Genomic DNA, 12,363 nt, shown 5'->3' on the forward strand with positions numbered 1-12,363 from the left:
CTCCTTAACGATCTTTCGGGTCGAGGGCATCACGCAGGCCATCGCCAATAAAGTTAAAACAGAATAACGTCACCACGAGAAAGCCAGCCGGAAACAGCAGCAGCCACGGTGAGACTTCCATTGAATTTGCGCCATCGCTCAATAACGCTCCCCAACTGCTTAACGGTTCCTGCGTCCCAAGCCCCAGGAAACTGAGGAAAGACTCAAACAGAATCATGCTGGGCACCAGCAACGATGCATACACTACCACTACGCCCAGGACGTTAGGCACAATATGGCGGATCACAATGCTGGCAGTCGACACACCACCCACCTGCGCGGCTTCGATGAATTCTTTACGTTTAAGACTTAGGGTTTGGCCACGCACGATACGCGCCATATCAAGCCAGGAGACCATGCCGATGGCGACGAAAATCAACAGAATGTTCTGCCCAAAAAACGTCACCAGCAAAATCACAAAGAACATAAACGGGAACGAGTTGAGGATCTCCAACAAACGCATCATCACAGAATCAATTTTGCCGCCCAGATAGCCGGACAGCGAGCCATACAGCGTTCCGACAATGACCGCCACCAGCGCGGCGGCAATCCCGACCATTAATGAGATACGCCCGCCGATGGCAACGCGCACCAACAGATCGCGCCCGGAAGAGTCAGTGCCGAAATAGTGACCGGACGCCATATCCGGCGCACTGGACATCATGCCCCAGTCGGTATCGAAATAGGTAAATTGCGACAGCATAGGCGCCACTGTCACGAACAGGGCTATCAGAAACAGGACAATAAGACTGGCCACCGCCGCACGGTTATGCATAAAGCGCCGACGGGCATCTTGCCAAAGGCTGCGACCTTCCACCTCCAGCTTTTCACTGAAATTTTCCAGCGTCTCGCTGTTTTTCTTACTTAACATCATCGCGAGCTCCAGTATCAATAGCGAATTTTCGGGTCGATAACGGCATAGAGCACATCGACAATGGCGTTAAATAATATGGTCAGCGCCCCGACTAGAATGGTCAAACTTAACACCAGCGAGTAATCGCGGTTGAGCGCGCCATTAACGAAAAGCTGCCCAATGCCCGGTAAGCCATAAATAGTTTCAATCACCATTGAGCCGGTAATAATGCCGACAAAGGCTGGCCCCATATAGGATAAAACCGGCAGCAGCGCAGGTTTTAACGCATGGCGGAAGATGATTCTGCGCATCGGTAATCCTTTTGCCCGCGCGGTACGAATAAAGTTCGAATGCAGAACTTCAATCATTGAGCCGCGCGTAATACGAGCGATGCTGGCAATATAGGCCAGTGAAAGCGCGACCATCGGCAGGATCATAAATTTTAACGCCCCGCCGTTCCAGCCGCCGCCAGGCAGCCATTGCAAGGTTATTGCAAAGACCATCACCAGTAGCGGCGCTACCACAAAACTGGGGATAACGACGCCGGTCATGGCAAATCCCATCACCGTATAATCCCATCGCGTATTTTGCTTTAGCGCGGCAATCACGCCAGCACTGACACCAATAATGACCGCCAGCAAAAAAGCGGCAGCGCCAAGTTTCGCCGAAACGGGGAAGCTGGCGGCAACCAGATCGTTGACCGTGTAATCTTTGTATTTAAACGATGGTCCAAAATCGCCATGCGCCAGCTGCTTCAGGTAGCTGAAGTACTGCGTCATGATGGGATCGTTCAGATGATATTTTGCTTCAATATTGGCCAGCACTTCCGGCGGCAATGCGCGCTCGCCAGTAAAAGGGCTACCCGGCGCGAGGCGCATCATAAAGAAAGAGATGGTAATAAGAATAAACAGCGTCGGAATCGCTTCCAGACAGCGGCGTAAAATAAATTTCAACATTGCCCGTACCTTCTGGCCTGTGCCTTTACTTCCCGGACGTGACAAAAGATCCGCCAGGGAAAGTTATAGTGCGATGAAAAAAGACACCATGGGACAACCGCAGTTGTCCCATATCTTGCCATTAATGTTTGATAATATATAAGTTTTTCACATAAATATTATCCAGCGGGTCTTTACCGGTATACCCGCCCACCCAGGGTTTCACCAGGCGCGCGTTAACGTAGTAATACACCGGCACAATAGCCGAGTCTTTATCTAACTGCTGCTCCGCTTTAGCGTAGAGTTCGCTGCGCTGCGTATCGTCCGCCACTTTCAGCGTGTCGGCAATCAGCTTATCAAACGCCGGGCTCTTATAATGCGCGGTGTTATTTGAACTGTCGGACAACATGGTATTCAGGAACGAGGTCGGTTCATTATAATCTGCGCACCACCCGGCTCTGGCGACATCAAAGGTGCCCTGATGACGGGTATCCAGGAAGGTTTTCCATTCCTGATTCTCCAGATTCACATTGACGCCCAGATTTTTCTTCCAGATAGACGCCACGGCAATGGCCAGTTTTTTATGCAGATCGGAGGTGTTATACAGCAGGTCGAATGTTAAGGGCTTATCCGCCGTAAAGCCGGCTTCAGCCAACAATTTCTTCGCTTCTTCATTACGCTTTTGCTGGGACCATTTGAACCACTCAGGCTCTACCAGTTTTGCGCCATCAGTATACGGCGGCGTATAGCTATAAGCGGGTAAATCGCCCTGATTTTTAACCTTATTAACAATAATGTCGCGATCTAACGCCAGTTTCAGCGCGGTACGCACGCGGACATCGTTAAACGGCGCTTTTTGATTATTAATTTCGTAATAATAGGTACACAAATAAGGGTCTACGCGGACTTCATTCGGGATCTCTTTCTTCAGTTTCTGGAATAATTCGATCGGCATATTGTTATAAGTCATATCGATCTCGCCGCTGCGGTAGCGGTTCACATCCGTCACCTCCGAAGAGATAGGCAAATAAGTTACCTGATTGATGACGGTTTTGTCGTTATCCCAGTATTGCGGGTTACGCTCCAGCACGATACGTTCGTTCACCACCCAGTTTTTTAACTTATAAGCGCCGTTAGTGACAATATTGGCCGGTTGTGTCCACTTATCGCCAAATTTTTCGACCGCTGATTTCGGTACAGGAGACACTGAAGGGTGGACCAACAATTTGTAGAAATAAGGCACCGGCTCACTTAAGGTCACTTCAAAGGTGTGATCATCAAGCGCTTTTACCCCCAGATCGGTGGCGGGTTTTTTACCGGCGATAATGTCATCGATATTAGCGATATGACCGTATTGCAGATAGCTGGCGTACGGCGATGCCGTATTAGGATCGGCCAGGCGTTGCCAGCTATAAACGAAATCATGGGCGGTGACGGGCGTACCATCTGACCATTTCGCATTTTCACGTAGATGGAATGTCCAGACTTTAAAATCTTTATTTTCCCATTTTTCCGCGACGCCCGGTGAAGGATGCCCCTCAACATCACTAATTAATAAGCCTTCGAAGAGGTCACGGCTGACGTTCGATTCCGGCACGCCTTCAATTTTATGCGGGTCGAGAGACTGCACTTCTGATCCATTGTTACGTACCAACGTTTGCTTGTCGGCTAACTGAACGCCGGCGGGCACGTCTGCCGCAGTCGCGGCGCTGGCGGCGATGAGCGCAGTGAGTATTCCCGCTGCAATCAAACTTTTTTTCGTGATGTTAGACATTGTGTTTGTACTCCACTCATTATAATTACTGGTTTTTACCAGCCTGTTTAATCCCGTCAGGGTTCCTGTACAGCACTGGTGGTGTACTGCCAGGTCTGTCACTGCTTTTGCTATCACCGACTTTATTTATTCTGACGATTCGTTCGATCGCCTTTCGTCGATTCGGTATACGACGTACCTGCCCACGTCGCACGTTATTTCTGACAACCATGTAAATGAAAATAGTTATCAACAATGTGAAATCTTCTGCAAAATGTTTGGCCGAAAAGTATCAAATGCGTTTCTGAACCGCCAATTCATTTTACAATTTTGTTAACCAATTCTCTTTTATGGAAAAATCCCTGCCAAAAAAACAGTTAAACAATGTTAAAAATCTTTGATTTATTCTTTATAATCAATAAGTTGAAAGAAAAATATCTCTCTGTCGCATCGTAGGTTATGCCTGCGCCAGAAAACACACACAAATTTAACAAATGCTCATTATTTAGCACATTCATCTACGATGGAGCTGAAACAACTAATAACATTTCAATAATCCTTCATCAAGCCCCAGAGTATGGTGTGAATAAAATAACAGACCTACCGCTTCTCACGGTCTCAGTAATGTTGATAATAGTTTGATTAATAAAAATAAATAGCGTTAGATTATATTAGTATTTTTTATCATTTAAACGCTGAATGCTTATCAAAGTAAGAAGTGTTACGTGGGAATGTCACAAGGCGGCCCCCTTAGGGCGCCGCCTGTAAATCAACAGGTGGGAGTTTAGTTGAGCAAGCCGGGGAAAATGCCTTTTATTCCTGTGACAATAAATTCGATGCCGAGCGCCATTAACAACAACCCCATGATTCGGGTAATAACGTTGATGCCGGTTTGCCCCAGCAAACGAACCAGCCACGGCGCCATACGGAACACGCCCCAGCAGCAAAGCGCAAAAAGCGCAATGGCAACTGAAAAGCCAAGCAAATGCGCGATGCTGTGATAACGCGTCCCCCAGACGATAGTGGAGCTAATCGCCCCTGGCCCTGCCATTAACGGCAGCGCTAACGGCACAACGCCAATGCTCTCGCGTATGGCCGTCTCTGACTTTTCTTGTTTGTTTTGTTTATCTTCCCCCAGCTTCCCGCTGATCATCGACATTGCAATGGTGACAACCAGGATACCGCCCGCAATTCTGAACGAATCAATAGAAATACCAAACAGCTGCAGGATGCCATCGCCGAGGAATAAGGAACTCCACAAGATAATCGCGACCGACAGATTCGCGGTGAGGTTAGTTTTATTACGCGCCGTGGCCGTCTGGTAGCTGGTCATGCTGATGAAAACGGGAATAATCCCCACCGGGTTAACCAGCGCAAAGAGCCCGATAAAGAACTTAAAGTAAACAGGAAAATCAAAAAGCGGTTGAATCACGGTTAGCTCCGAAGCGTTAGCCGGATGAAGTCAATTTTCGTTAATGATCAAAACGCGCAGAAGATACGCCTTTTATTCGCATAGTTCACCTCTTATCTACACCTAATTTCATCCATTCATCGCTGTTATTTATATGTACTCGTTATGCTAAACCACTCACTCTTCATGACAACGATTTCTTAACAATTTACATAAAAGGCTAAAATGGCCTGCTGAAAGGTGTCAGCTTTGCGTAATCTTGATTTAGATCACACAATCGCTACTCAGAAGTGAGTAATCTTGCTTACGCCACCTGGACGTAACGCGTTAGAGTTAAATGATACTAACGCAGAAGCTCTTTTAGTAAATCAGAGCGAAACGGACGTTAAGTAACCACCTGAATTTCAGGCATTTATACAAAGTATCGTCGATCTGTCTATACTCACGTATCGCGCAGATGATTTACTAAAAAAGTTTAACATTATCAGGAGAGCATTATGGCTGTTACTAATGTCGCTGAACTTAACGCACTCGTAGAGCGTGTAAAAAAAGCCCAGCGTGAATATGCCAGTTTCACTCAAGAACAGGTCGACAAAATCTTCCGCGCCGCCGCTCTGGCAGCCGCTGATGCCCGCATTCCGCTGGCCAAAATGGCCGTCGCCGAATCCGGTATGGGTATCGTGGAAGACAAAGTGATTAAAAACCACTTCGCTTCTGAATATATTTACAATGCCTATAAAGATGAAAAAACCTGCGGCGTGCTGTCTGAAGACGACACCTTCGGGACCATCACCATTGCTGAACCTATCGGCATTATTTGCGGTATCGTTCCAACCACTAACCCGACCTCTACCGCGATCTTCAAATCGCTGATTAGCCTGAAGACCCGTAACGCCATCATCTTTTCTCCGCATCCGCGCGCTAAAGAAGCAACCAACAAAGCGGCAGACATCGTTCTGCAAGCGGCTATCGCTGCCGGCGCGCCGAAAGATCTGATTGGCTGGATCGATCAACCTTCCGTAGAACTGTCTAATGCGCTGATGCACCACCCGGATATCAACCTGATCCTCGCCACTGGCGGTCCAGGCATGGTTAAAGCAGCATACAGCTCCGGTAAGCCTGCTATCGGCGTAGGCGCAGGCAACACCCCGGTTGTCATTGATGAAACCGCGGATATCAAACGCGCTGTGGCGTCTGTTCTGATGTCTAAAACCTTCGATAACGGCGTAATCTGTGCTTCTGAACAGTCTGTTGTCGTTGTTGATTCCGTCTATGATGCCGTTCGCGAACGTTTCGCCAGCCACGGCGGCTACATGCTGCAGGGCCAGGAGCTGAAAGCGGTTCAAAACGTTATCCTGAAAAATGGCGCTCTGAACGCCGCTATCGTCGGCCAGCCAGCCTACAAAATCGCTGAACTGGCAGGCTTCTCCGTACCAGAAACCACCAAGATTCTGATCGGTGAAGTTACGGTCGTTGACGAAAGCGAACCGTTCGCACACGAAAAACTGTCTCCGACTCTGGCGATGTATCGTGCGAAAGATTTCGAAGAAGCGGTAGAAAAAGCAGAAAAACTGGTCGCTATGGGCGGTATCGGTCACACCTCCTGCCTGTACACTGACCAGGATAACCAGCCAGAACGCGTTGCTTACTTCGGTCAGATGATGAAAACCGCGCGTATCCTGATCAACACCCCGGCCTCTCAGGGTGGTATCGGTGACCTGTACAACTTCAAACTCGCACCTTCCCTGACGTTGGGTTGTGGTTCCTGGGGTGGTAACTCCATCTCTGAAAACGTTGGTCCGAAACACCTGATCAACAAGAAAACCGTTGCTAAGCGAGCTGAAAACATGTTGTGGCACAAACTTCCGAAATCTATCTACTTCCGCCGTGGCTCTCTGCCCATCGCGCTGGATGAAGTGATTACTGATGGCCACAAACGTGCGCTCATCGTGACTGACCGCTTCCTGTTCAACAACGGCTACGCAGACCAGATCACCTCTGTGCTGAAAGCGGCTGGCGTTGAAACCGAAGTCTTCTTCGAAGTTGAAGCCGACCCGACACTTTCCGTTGTTCGCAAAGGCGCTGAGCTGGCTAACTCCTTCAAACCAGACGTGATCATCGCGCTGGGCGGCGGTTCCCCGATGGACGCCGCGAAAATCATGTGGGTCATGTACGAACATCCGGAAACTCACTTCGAAGAGCTGGCGCTGCGCTTTATGGACATCCGTAAACGTATCTACAAGTTCCCGAAAATGGGCGTGAAAGCGAAAATGATCGCCGTCACCACCACTTCCGGTACCGGTTCTGAAGTCACACCGTTTGCGGTTGTGACCGACGATGCAACCGGTCAGAAATATCCGCTGGCTGACTACGCCCTGACCCCGGATATGGCGATTGTCGACGCCAACCTGGTGATGGATATGCCGAAGTCCCTGTGTGCGTTCGGTGGTCTGGATGCGGTAACTCACGCCCTGGAAGCTTACGTTTCCGTACTGGCTTCTGAGTTCTCTGACGGTCAGGCTCTGCAGGCTCTGAAACTGCTGAAAGAAAACCTGCCGGCGTCTTACCACGAAGGGTCTAAAAACCCGGTTGCGCGTGAACGTGTTCACAGTGCAGCGACTATCGCCGGTATCGCGTTTGCCAACGCCTTCCTCGGTGTATGTCACTCCATGGCGCACAAACTGGGCTCTCAGTTCCACATTCCGCACGGTCTGGCGAACGCCCTGCTGATTTGTAACGTTATCCGCTACAACGCGAATGACAACCCGACCAAGCAGACCGCTTTCAGCCAGTACGATCGTCCGCAGGCACGCCGTCGTTACGCTGAAATTGCTGACCACCTGGGCCTGAGCGCGCCGGGCGACCGTACCGCCGCTAAGATTGAAAAACTGCTGGCATGGCTGGAAAGCATTAAAGCTGAGTTGGGTATTCCTAAGTCTATCCGTGAAGCAGGCGTACAGGAAGCTGACTTCCTGGCACACGTTGACAAACTGTCTGAAGATGCCTTCGATGACCAGTGCACCGGCGCTAACCCGCGTTATCCACTGATCTCCGAACTGAAACAGATTCTGCTGGATACCTACTACGGTCGTGATTTCACCGAAGGTGAAGTTGCAGCGAAGAAAGACGTCGTTGCCGCACCGAAAGCAGAGAAAAAAGCGAAAAAATCCGCTTAATTCGTTATCTGTTTTAGCATGACAATAACGGCCTCAATTGAGGCCGTTTTTTTGTTTTACCTGTTTATCTGATGCCTGAAGGCGCTATGCTAATCATCTGGCCTACGTGCTCACGGCACGCCCTTCGTCAGGAGGCCTGAATAATGACCTCCAAAGCGCTACAGGGCGTTTTATAAGCCGATCTTTACCTCAGTATCATATGTGCCGATGACGCTCCTGAATCGCCGTCAGTGAGCCCTCCTCCAGCGCGTCCTTATAATGCTTACGGCAAACTGAAACGTAGCGTTCATTCCCGCCAATAACCACCTGTTCGCCTTCGTTATAAGGCCTGCCGTCCTGATCAAGGCGCAGAACCATACTGGCTTTACGACCGCAGAAACAGATAGTTTTTAATTCCACCAGCTTATCTGACCATGCCAGCAAGTATTGGCTGCCGACAAAGAGCTCCCCACGAAAGTCTGTTCGTAGCCCATAGCAAAGTACTGGAATATCTAATTTGTCGACAACCTCGGATAATTGATAAACCTGCTGGCGAGTCAAAAACTGGCTTTCGTCGACTAACACGCAATGTATTGTCTGCCGCGCGCTCTCGGCACGAATCTCTTCAAACAAGGATGTATTTTGGTTAAACAATTTTGCCGGCGACGACAAACCGATACGAGAGCTGACTTTGCCTGCGCCGAAACGATCGTCGATTTCCGCCGTATATACGACGGTACGCATCCCGCGTTCCTGATAATTGTATGAAGATTGCAGCAGTGCAGTCGACTTACCCGCATTCATTGCCGAATAGTAGAAATATAGCTGTGCCATTGGTCGCAGGACCTCACCTGAGTGAAATAAAGATTGGCGGGATTGTACCATAATTTACCGACGCGACGGCGCGGCTCGCGCTCCGGTGAGTATTAAGAATTGTACAAACATCGCTCACTATACCCAAAATAATTCGCGTTGCTTAAAGGCGGCAAGGGAGTGAGTCCCCAGGAGCATAGATAACTATGTGACTGGAGTGAGCGAGCGTAGCCAACGCATAAGCAACTTGAAGTATGAAGGGTATATACACATTCCTTCACAAATTATGCCGTTAAAATTCATCAACAATGCTTATCATCACCCGCCAATATGAAAACCTTGTACTTATTGTTACCGTTACTCATACCCGGTGCAAAGTAATAGGGTTTTCTTGTAAGGAAATCTAATACAAGAGATTGATATCTCAGCAATGAGATCGTATTTCATCATGATAAAATGTGACCTGACTCCTAAATTTTTAGCGACAGACGGTGAGTATCCCCCCTGCCAATAAGCTCTTTTTTGTGCGGCGCCTCAAGGAAAATTTAAGTTGAGATAATTAAAACGTGTGCTTAATAACGCGTAATTTTGAATTCCTTACATTCCTGGCTATTGCACAACTGAATTTATCGCTCTATTATTAGCTCAACAAACCACCCCAATATAAGTTTGAGATTACTACAATGAGCGAAGCACTTAAAATTCTGAACAACATCCGTACTCTTCGTGCGCAGGCAAGAGAATGTACTCTGGAAACGCTTGAAGAAATGCTGGAAAAATTAGAAGTTGTCGTTAATGAGCGTCGTGAAGAAGAAAGCGCTGCTGCTGCTGAAGTGGAAGAACGCACTCGTAAACTGCAACAGTATCGTGAAATGTTAATTGCCGACGGCATTGACCCGAATGAACTGCTGAATAGCATGGCTGCCGCTAAATCCGGCACCAAAGCTAAACGCGCAGCTCGTCCGGCTAAATATAGCTACGTTGACGAAAACGGTGAAACTAAAACCTGGACTGGCCAGGGTCGTACACCGGCTGTAATCAAAAAAGCAATGGAAGAACAAGGTAAGCAACTGGAAGATTTCCTGATCAAGGAATAATTTACTTCCTGGATGCTTAAAATCCCGCCGCTGGCGGGATTTTTTTTGCCTGAGTTCTCCGCTGACGACCCCAGGCATAAAAAAAGCGCCGGATTTACCAGCGCTTCTGTTAAAAAATTTATAACGTATCGTTACTTCTTAATACCCATTTCTTCTTCAAGCCAGGCTTTAAATTCAGCACCCAGCGAATTATGACGGATGCCATATTCAACGAATGCCTGCATATATCCTAACTTATTACCACAGTCATGGCTTTTACCCTTCATGTGGTAGGCTTCAACCGTTTCTTTTTCGATCAGCATATCGATAGCATCGGTCAACTGAATTTCATCCCCGGCGCCCGGAGGGGTTTTCGCCAGCAACGCCCAGATATCCGCGCTCAACACATAACGCCCGACAATCGCAAGGTTAGACGGCGCGACATCCGCTTTTGGTTTTTCAACCACGCCAACCATCGGCACACTTTCGCCCGGCGCCAGCTCAACGCCTTTGCAATCTACCACGCCGTATGCAGTCACATCTTCTACCGGCTCAACCATAATCTGGCTATTGCCGGTTTCGTCGAAACGGCGGATCATTTCAGCCAGGTTATCCTGAGACAGGTCGGACTCATATTCGTCAAGAATAACGTCTGGCAGAATAACAGCGACAGGTTCGTTTCCGACAACGGGATGCGCGCACAATACGGCATGGCCCAGGCCTTTTGCCAGCCCTTGACGTACCTGCATAATAGTGACATGCGGAGGGCAAATAGACTGAACCTCCTCCAGAAGCTGACGCTTAACGCGTTTTTCCAGCATCGCTTCCAGCTCAAAACTGGTATCAAAGTGGTTTTCAATAGAGTTTTTAGACGAGTGCGTAACAAGCACGATTTCAGTAATGCCAGCAGCGATACATTCGTTCACGACGTACTGAATTAATGGCTTATCAACCAGCGGCAGCATCTCTTTCGGGATAGCTTTGGTCGCTGGCAGCATCCTGGTTCCCAATCCCGCGACCGGAATAACGGCTTTTTTGACTTTCGAATTAAGGGCAGCCATTTAAAATTCTCCTGGACTGTTCATGTATTGAACGTGTTCATTAATCTGTATCGTGTTCCAGTATATCAGTACCAGAACAAGCCTCAGGTCCAAAAAGGACTTATATTGGTATAATTAAGACAAATACTTATAAATCTGCCGCAGATAGTAACACTCGTCGGGAAAGGCCGGTAAAGCAATTTCCGCTCACTCTTCCGTTTGGTCATTCCGCAGACAACATCAATCGCAGACGCCCTCCTGCGCCCCATATTTGACACTGCCACGAGTCGCAACGCTGGCTTAATTGGTTAAGGTAGGCGTTACCCAATGTTCCTAGCGGCACGCCGCTGCTAATTTGAACCTGATGAGCGCCCGTATTTAAGGTGGCGTTCAATCCGGCGGAGACGAGAATCAAATTTTTGAGCTCACTGTGATAGTAGCCGACAAATAGCGGGAATTGCCCAGGTAAATTGGCTTGTCTGAGCAGATGATTTACCTGTTTTAATAGCGCGCCTAACTCCGGTAAACGGTGCTTTTGTTGGCCGAGCTGATCCTGCAATAAGCCGTTAAATAGCGCCCGCAGCAACAATGCGGCTAACACGCCGTTATCGCCCGCCCGGGTGACATCCAGGCAATAAAATGCCAGTTCGTTATCAGATAGCGGCGCAATATCCAGCACCAGTCTAGGCTGATCGGCGGAGACGAGCTGCCGGTAATTAATGCGGCAATGGGAAATCACCTGCTGTACCGGGGGCTGCAATTCCTGCAACAATTGTGCTGCGGCGGTTGGATTACTCACCATTGCATCCCAGTCACGAAACAGGCGTTCTTCTTCTTCAACCCGCGAGTTAAACATATTAGGGTATAAGCAAGCGAATACGGTTTCCCGCAAGCGGTTGAGATCTTTTACCGGCTTCAGCAAGACATCTTCAACCCCAAGGCGTAACGCTTTGGCGATATCCGCCATATTTTCTGTTGCGGAAATAACCAGAATAGGCGTCTGGTCTCCGCGATTACGTAAGTTTTCTACCAGTTTGAGACCGTTCATTCTCGGCATAGCGATATCACATATCATGAGATCAGGGGTAAAACGCCCCATCAATTCCAGGGCATCCACCCCGTCGCCTGCCAATGCCGTTGTCGCTCCCAAAGAGGAAAACCACGAATCCAGAAGCGAGCGAAATACAGGCTCGTCTTCAACAATAAGAATCTGTTTTCCGACCAATGGCTGCGTCATGTTCTCTCCCCTGACTGGCTTTAATCAATAGTGGCATGGTATTGCCGCTTG

At 48.7% G+C, this 12,363-nt stretch carries 9 protein-coding genes; 2 read left to right on the forward strand and 7 right to left on the reverse strand.

From position 1 onward, the window contains the following. Positions 1-4: 4 nt before the first annotated feature. The 4 genes from oppC to ACFK9X_RS13000 all read right to left on the reverse strand — a co-directional run bounded on the left by oppC (position 5) and on the right by ACFK9X_RS13000 (position 5,012). Positions 5-913, reverse strand: coding sequence for an oligopeptide ABC transporter permease OppC (gene oppC / locus ACFK9X_RS12985; protein ID WP_000979653.1), 909 nt, complete (start codon positions 911-913; stop codon positions 5-7). Between the two features lie 14 nt (positions 914-927). Beyond that, positions 928-1,848 (reverse strand): oligopeptide ABC transporter permease OppB, encoded by a 921-nt coding sequence (gene oppB / locus ACFK9X_RS12990; protein WP_000911097.1) that lies wholly within the window; start codon positions 1,846-1,848, stop codon positions 928-930. A 121-nt stretch (positions 1,849-1,969) separates the two neighbouring features. Beyond that, positions 1,970-3,601, reverse strand: coding sequence for an oligopeptide ABC transporter substrate-binding protein OppA (gene oppA / locus ACFK9X_RS12995; RefSeq protein ID WP_001527794.1), 1,632 nt, complete (start codon positions 3,599-3,601; stop codon positions 1,970-1,972). Positions 3,602-4,364: 763 nt separating this feature from the next. Beyond that, positions 4,365-5,012 carry a YchE family NAAT transporter gene (locus ACFK9X_RS13000; protein WP_000615840.1) on the reverse strand — a complete coding sequence of 216 codons (648 nt, stop codon included), beginning with the start codon at positions 5,010-5,012 and terminating at the stop codon, positions 4,365-4,367. A gap of 476 nt (positions 5,013-5,488) precedes the next feature. Here ACFK9X_RS13000 and adhE point away from each other — a divergent pair, with 476 nt between their 5' ends. Further along, complete coding sequence (gene adhE / locus ACFK9X_RS13005) at positions 5,489-8,167, forward strand: bifunctional acetaldehyde-CoA/alcohol dehydrogenase (RefSeq protein WP_000301678.1); 2,679 nt, start codon at positions 5,489-5,491, stop codon at positions 8,165-8,167. 195 nt (positions 8,168-8,362) lie between these two features. On the opposite strand, the gene tdk is transcribed toward adhE, so the two are convergent. Further along, on the reverse strand, positions 8,363-8,980 hold the full coding sequence (gene tdk, locus ACFK9X_RS13010) for a thymidine kinase (protein WP_000068097.1): 618 nt from the start codon (positions 8,978-8,980) through the stop codon (positions 8,363-8,365). Between the two features lie 662 nt (positions 8,981-9,642). Between tdk and hns the strand changes: the two genes are divergently transcribed. Then, entirely contained in the window at positions 9,643-10,056 is a 414-nt protein-coding gene (hns, locus tag ACFK9X_RS13015; protein WP_001287383.1) for a histone-like nucleoid-structuring protein H-NS, read from the forward strand. 131 nt (positions 10,057-10,187) lie between these two features. Here hns and galU read toward each other — a convergent pair whose 3' ends face one another. Both galU and rssB read right to left on the reverse strand, forming a co-directional pair. Continuing rightward, positions 10,188-11,096 carry a UTP--glucose-1-phosphate uridylyltransferase GalU gene (galU, locus tag ACFK9X_RS13020; protein WP_000729450.1) on the reverse strand — a complete coding sequence of 303 codons (909 nt, stop codon included), beginning with the start codon at positions 11,094-11,096 and terminating at the stop codon, positions 10,188-10,190. Between the two features lie 202 nt (positions 11,097-11,298). Next, positions 11,299-12,312: a two-component system response regulator RssB gene (gene rssB / locus ACFK9X_RS13025; RefSeq protein ID WP_151116667.1), complete on the reverse strand. Its 1,014-nt coding sequence runs from the start codon at positions 12,310-12,312 to the stop codon at positions 11,299-11,301. Positions 12,313-12,363: the final 51 nt, after the last annotated feature.

This window comes from Salmonella sp. WC3, from assembly GCF_042932255.1.
GTDB classification, from domain to species: Bacteria; Pseudomonadota; Gammaproteobacteria; order Enterobacterales; family Enterobacteriaceae; genus Salmonella; species Salmonella enterica.

Coding starts and splice junctions, on each gene's coding strand:
- oppC (WP_000979653.1), bottom strand. CDS start 913: ATGATGTTAAGTAAGAAAAACAGCGAGACGCTGGAAAATTTCAGTGAA.
- oppB (WP_000911097.1), bottom strand. CDS start 1,848: ATGTTGAAATTTATTTTACGCCGCTGTCTGGAAGCGATTCCGACGCTG.
- oppA (WP_001527794.1), bottom strand. CDS start 3,601: ATGTCTAACATCACGAAAAAAAGTTTGATTGCAGCGGGAATACTCACT.
- adhE (WP_000301678.1), top strand. CDS start 5,489: ATGGCTGTTACTAATGTCGCTGAACTTAACGCACTCGTAGAGCGTGTA.
- tdk (WP_000068097.1), bottom strand. CDS start 8,980: ATGGCACAGCTATATTTCTACTATTCGGCAATGAATGCGGGTAAGTCG.
- hns (WP_001287383.1), top strand. CDS start 9,643: ATGAGCGAAGCACTTAAAATTCTGAACAACATCCGTACTCTTCGTGCG.
- galU (WP_000729450.1), bottom strand. CDS start 11,096: ATGGCTGCCCTTAATTCGAAAGTCAAAAAAGCCGTTATTCCGGTCGCG.
- rssB (WP_151116667.1), bottom strand. CDS start 12,312: ATGACGCAGCCATTGGTCGGAAAACAGATTCTTATTGTTGAAGACGAG.